The organism is uncultured Caulobacter sp. (assembly GCF_937900395.1).
Classification (GTDB): domain Bacteria; phylum Pseudomonadota; class Alphaproteobacteria; order Caulobacterales; family Caulobacteraceae; genus Caulobacter.
This window is the reverse complement of sequence record NZ_CALCDX010000170.1, coordinates 1-15749: the sequence shown is the minus strand read 5'-3', so window position 1 is coordinate 15749 and position 15749 is coordinate 1. Positions and strand designations below refer to the sequence as shown.

Here is a 15749-nt window from a genome sequence, read left to right as displayed (position 1 = left end):
GCCCGAGGTGTCCTTGTCCAGACGATGGACGATGCCGGGCCGCGCGACGCCGCCGACGCCCGACAGGCTGTCGCCGCAGTGGTGCAGCAGGGCGTTGACCAGGGTGCCGGTCAGGCTGCCGGGGGCGGGATGGACGGCCATGCCGGCCGGCTTGTCGACCACGATCAGGTGCGCGTCTTCGTAGAGCACGGCCAGCGGAATGGCCTCCGGCTCGGGATCCGCCGGGATCGGCGGCGGGACAAGCAGGATGTAGGTTCCCGCCTTGGCCTTGCGGGAGGCGTCGGTGACCAGCTGGCCGTCCAGCGCCAGGCGGCCCTCGGCGATCAGCGCTTGCAACCGCGCGCGCGACAGGTCGGGAAGCAGCGCCGCCAGCGCCTTGTCCAGCCGCTGACCGGCCAGTTCCGGCGGCAGGACGGCCGTCAGGGCCTCACCGCCCTCCTCGGATACGGCGTCGTCGAGGACGTCGTCGTCCAGCCTGTCTTCCGCGCGCGTCACCTGGGTTTCATTGCTCCTTCACACGTCCGTCGCACCAACGACACGCGCCATGCCTACGGGCCAGATCGAGTTTCGCATTCAGGGGGATAGTCGATGCGCGCTTTCCGCACCACCACGCTGTTGACCGCCAGCCTTCTGGCCCTGGCGGCCGCCGCCCCGGCCTTCGCCGCCGACGCGCCCGCGGCGCCGACCGCCGAGGAGCAGGATACCCGCCTGGGCGAGGTCGTCATCACCGCCCAGAAGCGCGCGCAGGACCCGGTCGAGGTGCCGATGGCGGTCACCGCCTATTCCGGCAAGTTCCTGGAGGCGATCGGCGTCAAGGCGTTCGACGAGCTGTCGGCCTTCACCCCAGGGTTCCTGGTGCAGAACCAGTCGAACAACAACTCCGGCTTCGTGATGCGCGGCATCACCTCGGACTCCGGCTCGGCCACCGACGAGACGCGGGTGTCGATCTATCAGGACGGCGTGCCGATCTCGCGTTCGCGCGGCTCGTATGTCGAGCTGTTCGACATGGAGCGGGTCGAGGTCGCCAAGGGCCCGCAATCGACCCTGTTCGGCCGCGGCGCCCTGATCGGCGCGGTGAACCTGGTGCAGAACAAGGCCAATCCGGCCAAGAACGACTGGCTGCTGAAGACCGAAGGCGGCACGGGCGGCTATTTCGTCGGCGAGGGCATGGTCAACTTCGCGTTCGGCGACGGCAGCGCCCTGCGCATCGCCGCCCGCGCTCGCAAGAACGACGGCTATGTCGACGACGCGGCCGGCGGCGACGCCTACAACTCGACCAACACCAAGGCCGTGCGCGCGGCCTATCACCTGGAGCCGGGCCCGCTGAAGCTGGATCTGATCGGCAACTACCAGGAAGATTCCACGAGCGGCACCTCGTTCAAGAGCCACACCTTCAACCCGACCAATCCGATCACCGGCGAGGTCCTGGGCGACACCGGCGTCTCCTCGGCCGCCACCCTGGCGCCGGGCGCGGGTTTCGAGGGCGGCGCGCCGCTGGGCCTCGAGCGCAAGGTCTACGGCCTGACGGCCCTGGCCGAGTACAAGATCAGCGACAGCTGGACCCTGTCGTCGATCACCGCCACCCGCGCCTTCCACTCCGTCGAGGTGTTCGATCCGGATGGCTCGTCCCTGCCGATCCTGACCTTCGCCGAGGACGCTCAAGGCCGCCAGCAGAGCCAGGAGCTGCGTCTGCGCTACGACGCCGGCGGCCGGTTCTCGGGCTTCGTCGGCGCCAACTACTTCCACGAGACCGGCTCGTGGCGGATTCCTGGACAGTATGACGAACGTCTCGTGCTGGCCCTGCTGGCCGGCAATACGCCGCTGGGCATCAGCCGCCCGAACCCGCAGCCGCTGGCCTATCTGACCAACCCGGCCTACCTGGCGCAAGTGTTGCAGCTGGGCTTCGGCATTCCGGCCTCGATCGCGCCCGGCATCGTCTCGAACCTGAAGCCGATCCACCGCGAGGAATTCGCCAACTACGGCGAGAACACCGCCTATGACGTCTATGCCGACGGCACGTTCAAGCTGACGGACAAGTTCGAGATCACCGCCGGCATCCGCTACACCAGCGAAGACCGCTGGGCGGCCTACCGCTCGAACGTCCAGAACGGTCGCTCGATCCTGGGGATCCTGCTGGCCGCGCCGACCGCGACCAACCTGTTCCTGGCCGCGCAGCCGAACGCCGTGAACAATCCGCTGCTGCCGACCGTGGGCCTGATCACCCAGCCGACCACCAACAACGGCGACACCTTCGCCAAGTCGATCGACGACAATGGCCTGACCTGGCGCGTGGTCGGTCGCTATGAGCCGGCCGACAACCTCAGCCTCTACGCGTCCTACGCCCGGGGCCGTCGCCCGGACGTAATCTCGTCCAGCGCGCCGTCGGCGCCGCTGGGCGCCGCCCGCTTCAACGTCGTGGCGTCCGAGACGGTTGACAGCTACGAGGCCGGCGCCAAGGGCAAGGTCCTGGACGGCCGCCTCTATCTGTCGGGCGCGGTCTTCCGCTACGACTACGACAACTTCGCCACCAGCTTCCGCCAGGGCGCGCAGGTCGTGACCCTGAACGCGGGCAAGGCCAAGGCCTACGGCTTCGAGGGCGAGGCCCGCCTGCAGGCCGGCGACTACTGGACCCTGTTCACGACCTACGCCTACAACCACGCCCGCCTCGAAAGCGGCCTGCGCAAGGGCAACTCCTTCCGCCTGTCGCCTGACCAGAGCTTCTCGGCCGGCGCCGCGTTCAGCCGTGAGGCCCTGGGCGGCAAGCTGACCTTCACGCCCACCTACACCTGGCGCTCGAAGATGTTCTTCGACGACGACAACGACCGCAGCGACCTGCAGTCGTCGGGCCTGTTCCCCGACACCAAGGTCGACGAGTTCCAGAAAGCCTATGGCCTGCTGAACGTGCGCGTCGGCTTCGGCGCGGTGGACGATCGCTGGAAGGTCGAGGCCTTCGTCGAGAACCTGGGTGACGTCAGCTACCTGAAGGACGCGGGCAATACCGGGGACAGCTTCGGCATCCCGACCTTCATCGCCGGCAAGCCGCGCTTCATGGGCGTGGGGATCACGTTCCGTCACTAGACCAAAACAACCGATCTCCCCGGCGAATGCCGGGGTCCAGATGGAAAATTCTGGGGTGGCTCCAGAAGCGCGGCGCGTTTCCAGCCCACCCCGGCTTCCAGGGATCTGGATCCCGGCATTCGCCGGGAAGGCCGGGTTTGGAGGCTGCTGGACAGCATCCTCTTTCCATTGTCTCGTTCCGCGTATCTGGGGGAGAGCGCATCATGACTATCGACCGCCGCAAGCTTCTGGGCCTCCTGGGTCTCTCCGGCGCCGCCGCCGGCGAGGCCGCGGCCGCCACGGTCAAGGGCCTGCATGACGGGCCTGTCCGTTTCGAGCACGGCGTCGCCTCGGGCGACCCCTTGCAGGATCGCGTGATCCTGTGGACGCGGGTGACGGCGCCCGGCGCCAAGCTGCCGGTGGGCGTGCGCTGGGACGTCGCGATCGATCCGGACTTCAAGACCATCGTCCGTCAAGGCCACGCCACGACCGACGCCGGCCGCGACCACACGGTCAAGATCGACGTCACCGGCCTGAAGCCCGGGACCGAGTACTACTACCGCTTCCGCGCCAGCCGGGCGGGCGAGGCCGTGGGCGAGGCGGTGGTCGGCCGCACGCGCACCCTGTCGGCCGGCGCCGTCAAGGACGTCGTCCTGGCGGTCACCTCGTGCAGCCTCTATCCGAACGGCTACTTCAACGCCTACGACGCGATCGCCAAGCTGCCGCGCGTCGACGCCGTCCTGCACCTGGGCGACTACATCTACGAGTACGGCGCCGCGCCGGGCGACTACGGCATGAACTCGCCGACCGCCAAGACGCGCATGCCCGACCCGCCGCACGAGATCGTCACCCTGGACGACTATCGCCGCCGGCACCGTCTCTACAAGACCGACCCGATGCTGCAGGCCGCTCACGCCCGCGCGCCGTGGATCGTGGTCTGGGACGACCACGAGACCGCCAACGACAGCTGGGTCGGCGGGGCCGAGAACCATCAGCCGAAGACCGAGGGCGACTGGGCCACGCGCAAGGCCGCCGCGCTGAAGGCCTATTACGAGTGGATGCCCATCCGCGAAGCGGCGCCGGGAACCCTACCGGAGGCCGCTTGGCGCGGCTTCCAGTTCGGCGACGTGGCCACCCTGCTGATGACCGAGACGCGGCTGACCGCGCGCACGCATGAACTGGACTATGAGACCGACCTGCCGATCGTTGACGGCAAGCCGGATGTCGCGGCCTTCGTCGCCAAGTGGAAGGATCCTTCGCGCCGGATGATGGGCCAGGATCAGGAGCGCTGGTTGGCCAGCCAGGTCCAGGCTTCGGTCAAGGCCGGCACGGCCTGGCAGGTGCTGGGCAACCAGGTGGTCATGGCGCGCGTCGCCACGCCCAACCTCCAGAAGACGATGGGCGAGGAGAAGTTCGGGGCCTTGGTGGCCCAGCTGCCCGACTACGCCAAGAAGCGTGTCGCCCAGTCCGTGGCGATGTCGGCCTACGACATTCCGTCGAACCTCGACGCCTGGGACGGCTATCCGGCCGACCGCCAGCGGGTCTATGACATCTTCACCGCCGCCAAGGCGCGGCCGATCGTGCTGGCCGGCGACAGCCACATGTTCTGGGTCAACGAGCTGTGGAACGACGCGGGCGATAAGCGGGTGGCCGCCGAGTTCGGCGCGACCTCGATCACCTCGCCCGGCTATGGCGACCTGATGCCCGGCGCCCCGATCGGCGAGGCCTTCGTCCAGCGCAACAAGGAAGTCCGCTACAGCCACGGCAGCGCCAAGGGCTTCGTTCTGCTGACGCTGGAGCACGGCAAGGCCACGGGCGACCTGATGATGGTCTCGACCATCCTGGATCCGAAGTACGAGACCAGCGTGCTCAAGCGCTTCGTAGTGACCCCGGCGGCCGACGGCGGGGTGGAGGCGTTGAAGGAGGGGTAGGGCGACTTCAGGATGCTCCCCTGCGATGCGGGGGAGCTGTCGCGGAGCGACTGAGGGGGCAAGCTGGGCGAACGCCGCGTTAGCCCCCTCCGGCCCTCTGGGCCACCTCCCCCGCGATGCGGGGGAGGATCTAGCGCAGGCTCACCGCCGCTCCAGCGCCAGCCGCAGGCCGAAAGCCACGAAGACGCAGCCGGTGATCCTGTCCAGCCACCGCACCACGACCGGCGCGCGCAGCAGGCCGGTGATCGGCACGGTGGCGGCGATCAGGGCGGCGAACCACAGCAGGCCTTCGACGACGTGGATGGTCGTGAGCAGCAGGCCAAAGCGCGCCGGGTCGACGCCCGCCGGCATGAACTGCGGCAGGAACGAGACGTAGAACACCCCGACCTTGGGATTGAGCAGGTTGGTCAGGAGGCCTCGGCGCAAGGCGGCGATCGGTCCGGCGTCGACCGGTCTCATCTCGCCCGGCTCGAACTGGTCGCGGGGCTTGAGGATCATCTTGATCCCGGTCCAGGCCAGGAACAGGGCGCCCACCCACTTCAGCACCGTGTAGGCCATCTCCGAGGCGGTCAGCAGCGCGCCGACCCCGAACGAGGCCGCCGCGCCCCAGATCAGACAGCCGAGCCCGATGCCGATCGCCGCGCCGGTCGCGCGGCGCGGGCCCTCCGCGGCCGCCGTGCGGATGACGAGGGCGGTGTCCAGGCCCGGCGTCAGGGTCAGCAGACCCGCCGCCAGCGAGAAAGCGACGAGGGCCTCAGTCGTGGTCATGGAGCGGCTTTTCGCGCTCGACCAGCTTGCCGTCCTCCAGCACGCGATAGAAGCACGAGCGGAACCCGACGTGGCAGGCGCCGCCGTCGCCGCGCGGGCGCACCTTCAGCAGCACGGCGTCCTGGTCGCAGTCGACGCGCAGCTCGACGACGTCCTGCAGCTGGCCGCTGGTCTCGCCCTTCTTCCAGAGTTCGCCCCGCGAGCGGCTGAAATAGTGGGCGATGCCAGTGTCGACCGTCAGCTTTAGCGCCTGGTCGTTCATCCAGGCCAGCATCAGGATCTCACCCGTGTCGGCGTGTTGGGCCACCGCCACGACCAGGCCGTCGGCGTTGAAGCGCGGCGCGAGGTCGGAACCCCGCTCTAGGGCGTGCTTGTCGTGGGCGTGCGGGAACAGGGGCGTGCTCATGGCGCCACATATGGCGCAGGCGGGGCAGGCGCGCTAGCTTCCCCGCGCTTGCGGGGGCGAGATGAACCTCAAGGATCGGATCAAGGCTGCGGTGGCGGCGCTGGACGTCTGGGCCCGGCCCTGGGCCCGGCGCTCGCGCTGGCATGGCTACGCCTACGAGTTCCTGCTGTTTGGCCTGAAGCAGGCGTGGGCGTGCCTGTTCGGCGCCCTGATGCTGGCGCTGCTGGTCGGCACCAAGCTGCTGTGGCCCGAGCACGCGCCGCTGGCCCGCTACGACTTTCTGGTCATCGCCTCGGTCGCCATCCAGGCCGCGCTGCTGGCGCTGAAGCTGGAGCGCTGGGACGAGGCGCTGGTCATCTTCATGTTCCACGTCGTCGGCACGGTCATGGAGCTGTTCAAGACCGCCCATGGGTCATGGATCTATCCCGAGCCCAGCCTGCTACGGATCGGCGGCGTGCCGCTGTTCACCGGCTTCATGTACGCCTGTGTCGGCAGCTATATCGCCCGCATATGGCGGCTCTTCGACGTCACCTTCGTGCGCTATCCGCCTTTCTGGACCACGCATATCCTGGCGGTGCTGATCTATCTGAACTTCTTTACGCACCACTATGTCACCGACATCCGCTTGGGGCTCTTCGCCCTGTCGGCGCTGCTGTTTGGCCGGACCTGGTTCCTGTTCACGCCTGATCAAACGCCGCGCCGCATGCCCATGCTGATGGGCGCGCTGCTGGTCTCGCTGTTCATCTGGTTCGCCGAGAACCTCGGCACCTTCGCCGGGGCCTGGATCTATCCAAGCCAGGCGGCGGGCTGGCGCATGGTGCCGATCGAGAAGATGGGCGCCTGGTACCTGCTGATGCTGATCAGCTTCGTGTTGGTGACGCTGGTGCATCGTCCGGTGGACGCCTGCGTGGCGCGGATCCGGCAGGGGATCCGGGTGGCGGCTTAGGGGGGATCGTTCCTCCCCCGCGATGCGGGGGAGAATCTTGCTCCTACTTCCTGACCACCAGATCCATGAACCGCTGCTGCAGGACCTTGTCGGTCTTGAAGACGCCGCGGAACTGGGTGGTGATCGTCGAGACGTCGTGGTGGTGGACGCCGCGGGTGCTCATGCACTGGTGCTCGGCGTCGATCAGCACGGCGACGCCGGCGGCCGAGAGGTGATCCTCGATGGCGTCGGCGATCTGCATGGTCATGGTCTCCTGGGTCTGGAGACGCTTGGCGAAGATCTCGACCAGGCGCGCCAGCTTCGACAGGCCGACGACCTTGCCGGTCGGCATGTAGGCGACCCAGGCCTTGCCCAGGAACGGCGCCATGTGGTGTTCGCAGTGGCTCTGCACGTCGATGCCGCGCAGCATGACCATGTCGTCGTAGCCCTGCACGTCCTCGAAGGTGCGCGACAGTTCCTTGGCCGGATCGCCCTGGTAGCCGGCGAACCACTCCTCGAAGGCGTCGACCACGCGCTTGGGCGTGTCGATCAGGCCCTCGCGCTCGGGATTGTCGCCGGCCCAGGCCAGGAGGGTCCGGACGGCGGCCATGGCTTCCTCGCGGGAGGGGCGCTCGGCGGGTTCAAGATCAAGACCGTCATCGCTGCCGATCAGGGTTCGCTCGCGGGCTAGGGCGTCCATGTCAGAGGGTTCTTTCCACGGGCTGAGTTGCGCCAGGACGCCGGTCGTCCTGGAATGACGCGTGCCACCCGTTTCACAGCTACGGTCGAAGCGTCGCCGCGGACGCATCGTTGGGCGTGGCCCAATCCGTATCCGAAGGATATATGGAGCCGGCTCCGTCCCGGAGCAACCTCTCCTTACGTCACAGCACTGCGACCCTATGACCCTGAAGATCCACGACACCCTGGCGCGCGAGAAGCGCGACTTCGTCCCCGCCGATCCCAAGCGGGTGACGATGTATGTCTGCGGACCCACGGTCTACAACCACGCCCATATCGGCAATTTCCGGCCGGTGGTGGTGTTCGACGTGCTGTATCGCGTGCTGCGCCACCTCTATGGCGACGACGCGGTGGTCTACGCCCGCAACGTCACGGACGTGGACGACAAGATCAACAAGAAGGCCGCCGACGAGGGCGTGCCGATCAGCGTGATCACCGAGCGCTATCTGGCGGCCTACCACCAGGACGCCGACGCCCTGGGCGCCCTGCGGCCGAACCTCGAGCCCAAGGCGACCGAGCACATCGGGGCTATCCTGGAGATGATCGGCCAGCTGGTCGACAACGGCAGCGCCTACGCCGCCGAGGGCCACGTGCTGTTCGACACCCAGAGCTTCGCCGACTACGGCCAGCTGTCGGGGCGGCCGCTGGACGAGATGATCGCCGGCGCCCGCGTCGAGGTCGCCCCCTACAAGCGCCATCCGGCCGACTTCGTGCTGTGGAAGCCGTCTAAGGAAAACGAGCCCGAGTGGGACAGCCCCTGGGGCGCGGGCCGTCCGGGCTGGCACATCGAATGCTCGGCCATGATCGACAAGGCGCTGGGCAAGACGATCGACATCCACGCCGGCGGCATCGACCTGACCTTCCCGCACCACGAGAACGAGGTCGCCCAGAGCCGCTGCGCCCACAAGACGGCGGTGCTGGCCAACTACTGGATGCACAACGGCTTCCTCGACATGGGCGGGGAGAAGATGTCCAAGAGCCTGGGCAATGTGATCATTCCGCACGAACTGCTGAAGACGGTTCCGGGCGAGGTGATCCGCTGGGCGCTGCTGTCGGCCCACTACCGCCAGCCGCTGGACTGGACGCCGGAGCTTCTGGAGCAGTCCAAGAAGTCGCTGGACCGCCTGTACGGCGCCCTGCGTCGCGCCAAGGACGTCGCCCCCGACCAGGCCATGGAGGCTCCGGCCGAGGTCATGGCCGCCCTGCTTGACGACCTGAACACGCCGCTGGCGACCTCGGCCTTCTTCGAGGTGTCGAGCCTGATCGAAAAGGCCGTGACGGCCGGCGACACCGTCGCCATCGCCGCCAACAAGGCCCGCCTGCTGGAGGCCGGCGCCCTGCTGGGCTTCCTGCAGGCCGATCCGGACAGCTGGTTCGAAGGCGACGCCTCCGACGAGCTGAAGGCCAAGGTCGAGGACCTGCTGGCCAAGCGCGTGGCGGCCCGCACGGCCAAGGACTGGCCGGCCGCCGACGCGATCCGCGCCGAGCTGGACGCCCTGGGCGTGGTGGTCATGGACGGTCCGGCGGGCGCGACCTGGCGGATGAAGGACTAGGCGCGATGACCTTCGAAAAGCAGGTTGTCCTGGTCTCCGGCGCCGGCCGGGGGCTGGGGGCGGCCATCGCGCGCGCCTTCGTCGAGAACGGGGCCCAGGTGGCGGTGAACTACCGCCGCAGCGAAGCTCAGGCCAAGGCGCTGGTCGCCGAGCTCGGCCAGCGCGCCGTGGCCATCCGGGCCGACGTCTCCGACCCCCTGGAGGCGCGGCGGCTGGTCAATGACGCGGCCGAGGCCTTCGGCCATCACGTCACGACGGTGGTCAACAACGCTCTGGGCGATTTCAGCTTCAACGGCGACGGGCGCGAGAAAATCCAGACGATCGGCTGGGACGACTTCCTGGGTCAGATGGAGGTGGCCTTGCGCGGGTCGTTGAACCTGATCCAGGCCGCGGCGCCGGCGATGGAGGCGGCAGGCTGGGGGCGGATCGTCAATATCGGCACCAACCTGTTCCAGAACCCGGTCGTGCCCTATCACGACTACACCGCCGCCAAGGCCGCCCTGCTGTCGCTGACCCGCACGGCGGCGGGCGATCTTGGTCCCAGCGGCGTTACGGTCAACATGGTCTCGGGCGGCCTCTTGCGCGTCACCGACGCCAGCGCCGCGACGCCCGAGGCGATCTTCGACTTGATCGCCCAGAGCACGCCGCTGCGTCGCGTCACCACGCCAGCCGAGTTCGCCGACGCGGTCCTGTTCTTCGCCTCCCCCTGGAGCCGCGCCGTCACCGGCCAGAACCTGGTGGTGGATGGCGGCCTGGTGAGAGATTAAGAAGTCCGCATGAAACGCGCCGTCGAACACCGCATCGGGGTCCAGGCCCCCGCCGAGATCGTCTGGGAGGTCGTCTCCGAGTTCGAGAGCTGGACGCACTGGAACCCGCTCTACCGCCGGGCCGAGGGGCAGATGAAGATCGGCACCGCCCTGGTGCTGGAGCAGCACCTGCCCGGCGAGGCGCCGCGCGTCATCCAACCGATCGTCCAGGACTGGGTGCCGTACGAGCAGCTGCACTGGCGCTCGACCCGCGTCGGCGGCCTCGTCACCGCGATCCGCTATCTCGAGATCGAGAACATGGGGCCCGCCAACTCGACCTTCTCGAATGGCGAGCTGTTCATGGGCATGCTGGTGCGCTGGGTCAGCCGCGAGGAGCGCCGCAAGCTGAAGGCCGCCTTCACCGCGATGGGCGAGGCGGTCCGCGACCGCGCCGAGGCCCTCTGGTCCGAGCGCGGCGGGGCTCCCATCTAAGGCGCGCGATGATCGACGACCTGTACAGCGCGAAAATCCTGACGCTCGTGGCCAACATGCCGCGCGCCGGACGCCTGCCCGCGCCCGACGCCAGCAGCGAGAAGGTCGCCAAGCTGTGCGGCAGCAAGATCACGGTCGATGTGGTGGTCGGCGAGGACGGCAAGGTCGTCGACTTCGCCCAGGACGTCAGCGCCTGCGCGCTGGGTCAGGCGTCTGCCGCCATCCTGGGCCAGAGCGTCGTGGGCGCTGATCTTTCCGAGATCGAGTTGGCGCGGGAGTCGCTTATCGCTATGCTGAAGTCGAACGGTTCGCCTCCCGCGGGCCGATTTGCGGAGCTCGCCGTGCTGGAGCCGGTCAAGGACTATCCCGCTCGTCACGCCTCGACGCTGCTGGCGTTCGAGGCGACGGTCGAGGCTGTCCGCAAGGCCACAGGCGCCGCCGAAACGCGAACTAGCACCGCCGGCGCGGCTTGATCGCAACCCTTTCAGGGGTGTGTAACCGCTCAACAGCAGTACGCGCGCCGGCATGACCCTCTACGAACGCACCGTCGACCTTGGCCTTAGAGCCTACAAGTTGACGCTCTCGCCTCTCATCGGGCGTCAGTGCCGCTTTACGCCGAGCTGTTCGGAGTACACGGCCGCCGCTCTCAAGGAACATGGCCCGCTCAAGGGCTCCTGGCTGGGTTTGCGACGGATTTGCCGCTGCAATCCGTTTGGTGGTTCGGGCTACGACCCGCCGCCGCCGCGACACCAGCCACGCAAGTGGAAATGTGAAGAATGATCGATCTGGTTTTCCCCGACGGCTCCTCGCGACAGTATCCGGACGGCGCCACGGGCCGCGATGTCGCCGCCGCCATCTCCAAGTCGCTGGAAAAGAAGGCCCTGCTGATCAAGCTGGACGGCCAGCTGCTGGACCTCGACCGTCCGCTGACGCCCGACCTGCTGACGGGCGAGCGCAAGTTCGAGATTCTGACGCGCGAGGCCCCCGAGGCGCTCGACACCATCCGCCACGACACGGCCCACGTGCTGGCCGAGGCGGTGCAGGAGCTGTTCCCCGGCACCCAGGTGACGATCGGCCCGAACGTCGAGGACGGCTTCTACTACGACTTCGCCCGCGACGAGCCGTTCAGCCTGGACGATCTGGAAAAGATCGAAAAGCGCATGAAGGAGATCGTCGATCGCGACGAGAAGATCTCGCGCGAGGTCTGGGACCGCGAAGAGGCCATCAAGCACTTCGACGAGATCGGCGAGCAGTACAAGGCTCAGATCATCCGTGACCTGCCGGCCACGGACACGATTACGGTCTATCGCCAGGGCGCCTGGAAGGACCTGTGCCGCGGCCCGCACCTGCCGTCGACCAAGCACGTCGGCAAGGCCTTCAAGCTGACGAAGCTGGCCGGCGCCTACTGGCGCGGCGACCAGAACAACGCCCAGCTGCAGCGCATCTACGGCACGGCCTGGGCGTCGGAAGCCGACCTCGACGCCTACCTCAAGCGTATTGAGGAAGCCGAGAAGCGCGATCACCGCAAGCTCGGCAAGACCATGGACCTCTTCCACATCCAGGAAGAGGGCAAGGGCATGGTGTTCTGGCACCCGAAGGGCTGGGCGCTGTATCGCGTGCTCGAGGACTACATGCGCCGTCGCCTGGACGCGGCCGGCTACAAGGAGGTGAAGACCCCGCAGATCCTCGATAAGAGCCTGTGGGAGAAGTCGGGCCACGCCGAGAAGTTCGGCCACGCCATGTTCATGTGCGAGAGCGCCGAGGGCGAGGTCCTGGCCGTCAAGCCGATGAACTGCCCCGGCCACATCCAGATCTTCAACGTCGGCCAGAAGTCCTATCGCGAACTGCCGTTGCGCATGGCCGAGTTCGGCGCCTGTCACCGCTACGAGCCGTCGGGCGCCATGCACGGCATCATGCGGGTGCGCGCCTTCACCCAGGACGACGCCCACATCTTCTGCCGCGAAGAGCAGGTCACGGAGGAAAGCGCGCGGTTCATCGAACTGTTGCGCAGCGTCTATAACGATCTGGGCATGACGCTGGCGGACACCAAGTTCTCGACGCGTCCCGAGCTGCGCGCCGGCACGGACGAGGTCTGGGATAAGGCCGAGTCCGCCCTGGCGGCGGCGGCCGAGGCGGCGGGCGAGACCCTGGTGCTGCAGCCGGGCGAGGGCGCCTTCTACGGCCCCAAGCTGGAATTCTCGCTGAAGGACGCCATCGGCCGGGTCTGGCAGTGCGGCACCCTGCAACTTGATTTCGTTCTGCCGGAACGATTGGACGCCGAATACGTTTCGGAGGACGGTTCGAAGAAGCGTCCCGTGATGCTTCACCGTGCGATTTTGGGGTCGTTCGAACGTTTCATCGGCATTCTGCTGGAGAACTTCGCGGGCGCCCTGCCTGTCTGGCTAGCGCCGACTCAGGTGGTCGTGGCCACGATCACCTCGGACGCCGACGACTATGCTCGCGAGGTCGTGGAGACTTTGACGAAACTAGGTATGCGCGCGGAACTGGACCTGCGAAATGAGAAGATCAACTATAAGATTCGCGAGCACAGCCTCGCCAAGGTTCCAGTGATCGCGGTGGTCGGACGTAAGGAAGCAGAGACGAGGCAGCTGGCCTTGCGTCGCCTGGGCGGCGAAGGGCAGAGCGTTCTGTCGCTCGAGGAGGCCATCGCCGTGCTGACCGCCGACGCCACGCCGCCTGACGTGGCGCGCGCGCGCGCCGCCAAGGCGGTTCAGGAGACGGTGACCGCCTGATGAACAGCATTCTCCCGTCCGTTTCGACCTTGACCGCCGGCGCCCGCCCGGCCCGCCCGCACGTGTCGGTGGTCATGGTCGTGTACCGGACGGGAGAAGCGCTGGCCGAAAGCATCAAGCATGTTCTGGCAGAGCCGCTGGTCGACGAGTTCGTCATTGTCGACAACGGCTCCTGCCCTCGTGAACAGGACCTGCTGCGCTCCCTGGCCCTGACCGAGCCGCGCGTGATCCTCAAGCAGGGCCACGGCAATATCGGTTTCGCGCGCGGCGCGAACATGGGCGCCACCACCGCGGGCGGCGAGCACATCATCTTCCTCAATCCCGACGCCAACCTGCAGCCGGGCTGCGTCGCGGCCCTGGTGACGGCCTTCAAGGGCCAGCCGACCCCGACCATCGTCGGCGCGCGGGTGCTCAATGTCGACGGCTCCGAGCAACGCGGCGGGCGCCGCGGCGAGGTCACGCCGATCAGCACCGTGCTCAGCTTCGGACAGCTGACCCGCCGCTATCGCAAGCTGGCGGCGTTCGAGATCCACCGTGAGCACGAGCCTCTGCCCACTGGCCCCGCCCCGATGCCGACCATTTCCGGCGCCTGCTTCGCCATGCGCCGCCAGGATTTCGAGGCCCTGAACGGCTTCGACGAAGGCTATTTCCTGCACGTCGAGGACATCGACCTGTGCTGGCGCGCCCGTCGCGCCGGCGGCCAGGTGCTGTTCCAGCCCAAGGCCCAGGTCGTGCACCTCGGGCACACCAGCCTTGAGCACCCGGTGAAGGTCGAGTTCCACAAGGGCGTGGGCCTGACCCGCTACTTCATCAAGCGCGCCGACAGCCTGCAGCTGTTCGCGGCCGCCGTCCTGCTGGCCCCGGCCATCATGCTGATGAGCGTGTTCCGCCCGCTGCTCTGGAAGATGACCGGCAGGCCGATCTAGGGGCGCGGCTAGGCGGCTTTCGACCCTAGTCGGACGCCGGGATGGGCTCGATTGCGCACGGTGTGATCGCTGACCTAGGGTCGTGGTTGTGGGCGGTGCCCACGGAACAACACCTTCCAGCGACGGTGGGCTATGATCTTCCTTGTCGTCATTGCGGCCTTGCTCGCGTCTGAGCCCATCAGGCTGGAGCGCGGCCCGATCCCCGTCGAGCAAGCCTTCGCGCTAAAGCGGGAGAAAGGCGACGCCGCGTTCGCCGCCGAGGTGGACGCTGCGGTTGGGCGACTTCAAAACGGGCGCTTTCAGCAGGCCAAGCCCGCTGGCCCTTGCGCAAGCCCAGCCCAGATCGCCGCCTCGGCGCAAATGGAGCTTGTTCGTCGGACGTCCGATCCTCAAGCTTATGCTCGGTCACTTGCCGAAGCCGAGGGTGCGCTGGCTCGGCGTGAAGCCTTGAGGGCGTCGTATCTCGACGGCGCGCAGGTCGCCTCGCCGTATGGCCTCGTGGGAAGAATGGCGGCCCGCGCCAAGGCCGAACCCGATCCACGCTTGGCGGAACTGTACCGGCGGATGGCCGAGGATCAGTTTTCCGCCATGGACACCCTTCAATTGCGAGCCTTCTTTGGGCCGGGCATTCACACCGCGTGGGAGAAGGGCTTGGACGAGGGCGCCCTTGCCTATCTGGACGCGATGATCGCAGGCGAATGGTGCCCCATGAATGTCGCCAACGCCGACTGGCTGAAAGGCCAACTCAGAGAGCACGGCTGGTACAAGGTCTCGATTTATGGCGCTGACGCGGACGGCGCCGCCTGGCTGATCGTCCAGCACGCCCGACATGACCTGGCCTTCCAGCGTGAGGTGCTCGCCATGCTCGAGCCGCTCTGGGAGACGGGCGAAACGAAGGGGCAGAACTACGCCATGCTGTATGATCAGACGGCGCACTATGCGGGACGCCCTGGTCGCTTCGGCGTCATGGGCGATTGCACAGCACCAGGTGTTTGGTCTCCTAAACCCCTCGAAGACCCAAATGCTGTCGACCTGTGGCGCAAGAAGGCTGGAATGTCGCCTCTTGCCCCGTACGTCGCGATGCGCAGCAAGGGATGTGTGCCATGATCCGCGCGCCTCGATGACACGTCGCTGTCGGATGATCGAAGAGCGCCGAAGGTCGCCTACCCACCCTAAGCCGACGCCAACAGCGTCCGCTCACATCGGCGCGATCGTCTCGAACCTCAGTCCATCCGGTCCTTCGATCGACGTTGGCGCCTGGAGGTTTCGCGCCGGCAGCATCGCCCGGTAGCGCTCATACATCGCCTTCGCGTCCCGTCCCGGCTTCGCCGTCAGGCAGAGATCGTACTCGCCTTCACGGCCCCAGGGCTTGCGCGCCGAGCGCGCGATGTCGCCATCGGCCTTGACCGCCGCCGCCACCTTGTCCGCCAGGGGCCGGTCGACGCCCATGCCGT

At 67.5% G+C, this 15749-nt stretch carries 16 protein-coding genes; 11 read left to right on the top strand and 5 right to left on the bottom strand.

The window, feature by feature from the left end:
• Positions 1 to 495: RluA family pseudouridine synthase (locus Q0379_RS15135; protein WP_299010473.1), on the bottom strand; the 495-nt coding region annotated here is incomplete at its 3' end.
• Between the two features lie 93 nt (positions 496 to 588).
• Between Q0379_RS15135 and Q0379_RS15130 the strand changes: the two genes are divergently transcribed.
• Both Q0379_RS15130 and Q0379_RS15125 read left to right on the top strand, forming a co-directional pair.
• Positions 589 to 3078 carry a TonB-dependent receptor gene (locus tag Q0379_RS15130; RefSeq protein ID WP_299010470.1) on the top strand — a complete coding sequence of 830 codons (2490 nt, stop codon included), beginning with the start codon at positions 589 to 591 and terminating at the stop codon, positions 3076 to 3078.
• A 203-nt stretch (positions 3079 to 3281) separates the two neighbouring features.
• On the top strand, positions 3282 to 4988 hold the full coding sequence (locus tag Q0379_RS15125; RefSeq protein ID WP_299010468.1) for an alkaline phosphatase D family protein: 1707 nt from the start codon (positions 3282 to 3284) through the stop codon (positions 4986 to 4988).
• A 141-nt stretch (positions 4989 to 5129) separates the two neighbouring features.
• On the opposite strand, the gene Q0379_RS15120 is transcribed toward Q0379_RS15125, so the two are convergent.
• Both Q0379_RS15120 and hisI read right to left on the bottom strand, forming a co-directional pair.
• Entirely contained in the window at positions 5130 to 5756 is a 627-nt protein-coding gene (locus Q0379_RS15120) for a LysE family translocator (protein ID WP_299010466.1), read from the bottom strand.
• Positions 5743 to 6162 (bottom strand): phosphoribosyl-AMP cyclohydrolase, encoded by a 420-nt coding sequence (gene hisI / locus Q0379_RS15115; protein WP_299010464.1) that lies wholly within the window; start codon positions 6160 to 6162, stop codon positions 5743 to 5745. The genes Q0379_RS15120 and hisI overlap by 14 nt, the downstream gene beginning before the upstream one ends.
• 61 nt (positions 6163 to 6223) lie before the next feature.
• Between hisI and Q0379_RS15110 the strand changes: the two genes are divergently transcribed.
• Positions 6224 to 7108 (top strand): DUF817 domain-containing protein, encoded by an 885-nt coding sequence (locus Q0379_RS15110; protein ID WP_299010461.1) that lies wholly within the window; start codon positions 6224 to 6226, stop codon positions 7106 to 7108.
• 43 nt (positions 7109 to 7151) lie between these two features.
• Here the strand turns inward: Q0379_RS15110 and folE are convergent, their stop codons facing one another.
• Positions 7152 to 7787, bottom strand: coding sequence for a GTP cyclohydrolase I FolE (gene folE, locus Q0379_RS15105; protein WP_066684186.1), 636 nt, complete (start codon positions 7785 to 7787; stop codon positions 7152 to 7154).
• A 199-nt stretch (positions 7788 to 7986) separates the two neighbouring features.
• Here folE and cysS point away from each other — a divergent pair, with 199 nt between their 5' ends.
• The 8 genes from cysS (at position 7987) to Q0379_RS15065 (ending at position 15402) form a co-directional block, all read left to right on the top strand.
• On the top strand, positions 7987 to 9378 hold the full coding sequence (gene cysS / locus Q0379_RS15100; protein ID WP_299010459.1) for a cysteine--tRNA ligase: 1392 nt from the start codon (positions 7987 to 7989) through the stop codon (positions 9376 to 9378).
• Between the two features lie 5 nt (positions 9379 to 9383).
• On the top strand, positions 9384 to 10145 hold the full coding sequence (locus Q0379_RS15095; protein ID WP_299010456.1) for a 3-oxoacyl-ACP reductase: 762 nt from the start codon (positions 9384 to 9386) through the stop codon (positions 10143 to 10145).
• Between the two features lie 9 nt (positions 10146 to 10154).
• Positions 10155 to 10616 (top strand): SRPBCC domain-containing protein, encoded by a 462-nt coding sequence (locus Q0379_RS15090; RefSeq protein ID WP_299010453.1) that lies wholly within the window; start codon positions 10155 to 10157, stop codon positions 10614 to 10616.
• A gap of 8 nt (positions 10617 to 10624) precedes the next feature.
• Complete coding sequence (locus Q0379_RS15085) at positions 10625 to 11089, top strand: iron-sulfur cluster assembly scaffold protein (RefSeq protein ID WP_299010450.1); 465 nt, start codon at positions 10625 to 10627, stop codon at positions 11087 to 11089.
• 52 nt (positions 11090 to 11141) lie between these two features.
• Positions 11142 to 11396 (top strand): membrane protein insertion efficiency factor YidD, encoded by a 255-nt coding sequence (gene yidD / locus Q0379_RS15080; RefSeq protein WP_013077712.1) that lies wholly within the window; start codon positions 11142 to 11144, stop codon positions 11394 to 11396.
• Positions 11393 to 13369, top strand: coding sequence for a threonine--tRNA ligase (thrS, locus tag Q0379_RS15075; protein WP_299010442.1), 1977 nt, complete (start codon positions 11393 to 11395; stop codon positions 13367 to 13369). Before yidD ends, thrS begins: the two co-directional genes overlap by 4 nt.
• Positions 13369 to 14295, top strand: coding sequence for a glycosyltransferase family 2 protein (locus tag Q0379_RS15070; RefSeq protein ID WP_299010439.1), 927 nt, complete (start codon positions 13369 to 13371; stop codon positions 14293 to 14295). Before thrS ends, Q0379_RS15070 begins: the two co-directional genes overlap by 1 nt.
• 132 nt (positions 14296 to 14427) lie before the next feature.
• Complete coding sequence (locus Q0379_RS15065) at positions 14428 to 15402, top strand: DUF6624 domain-containing protein (protein ID WP_299010436.1); 975 nt, start codon at positions 14428 to 14430, stop codon at positions 15400 to 15402.
• A gap of 90 nt (positions 15403 to 15492) precedes the next feature.
• Here Q0379_RS15065 and Q0379_RS15060 read toward each other — a convergent pair.
• Positions 15493 to 15749: hypothetical protein (locus Q0379_RS15060; protein ID WP_299010433.1), on the bottom strand; the 257-nt coding region annotated here is incomplete at its 5' end.

What these genes read in the sequence shown, in the direction of transcription:
- Q0379_RS15130 (WP_299010470.1), top strand. Translation starts at nt 589, where the DNA reads ATGCGCGCTTTCCGCACCACCACGCTGTTGACCGCCAGCCTTCTGGCC.
- Q0379_RS15120 (WP_299010466.1), bottom strand. Translation starts at nt 5,756, where the DNA reads ATGACCACGACTGAGGCCCTCGTCGCTTTCTCGCTGGCGGCGGGTCTG.
- yidD (WP_013077712.1), top strand. Translation starts at nt 11,142, where the DNA reads ATGACCCTCTACGAACGCACCGTCGACCTTGGCCTTAGAGCCTACAAG.
- folE (WP_066684186.1), bottom strand. Translation starts at nt 7,787, where the DNA reads ATGGACGCCCTAGCCCGCGAGCGAACCCTGATCGGCAGCGATGACGGT.
- hisI (WP_299010464.1), bottom strand. Translation starts at nt 6,162, where the DNA reads ATGAGCACGCCCCTGTTCCCGCACGCCCACGACAAGCACGCCCTAGAG.
- Q0379_RS15070 (WP_299010439.1), top strand. Translation starts at nt 13,369, where the DNA reads ATGAACAGCATTCTCCCGTCCGTTTCGACCTTGACCGCCGGCGCCCGC.
- Q0379_RS15095 (WP_299010456.1), top strand. Translation starts at nt 9,384, where the DNA reads ATGACCTTCGAAAAGCAGGTTGTCCTGGTCTCCGGCGCCGGCCGGGGG.
- Q0379_RS15090 (WP_299010453.1), top strand. Translation starts at nt 10,155, where the DNA reads ATGAAACGCGCCGTCGAACACCGCATCGGGGTCCAGGCCCCCGCCGAG.
- cysS (WP_299010459.1), top strand. Translation starts at nt 7,987, where the DNA reads ATGACCCTGAAGATCCACGACACCCTGGCGCGCGAGAAGCGCGACTTC.
- Q0379_RS15065 (WP_299010436.1), top strand. Translation starts at nt 14,428, where the DNA reads ATGATCTTCCTTGTCGTCATTGCGGCCTTGCTCGCGTCTGAGCCCATC.
- Q0379_RS15110 (WP_299010461.1), top strand. Translation starts at nt 6,224, where the DNA reads ATGAACCTCAAGGATCGGATCAAGGCTGCGGTGGCGGCGCTGGACGTC.
- Q0379_RS15125 (WP_299010468.1), top strand. Translation starts at nt 3,282, where the DNA reads ATGACTATCGACCGCCGCAAGCTTCTGGGCCTCCTGGGTCTCTCCGGC.
- thrS (WP_299010442.1), top strand. Translation starts at nt 11,393, where the DNA reads ATGATCGATCTGGTTTTCCCCGACGGCTCCTCGCGACAGTATCCGGAC.
- Q0379_RS15085 (WP_299010450.1), top strand. Translation starts at nt 10,625, where the DNA reads ATGATCGACGACCTGTACAGCGCGAAAATCCTGACGCTCGTGGCCAAC.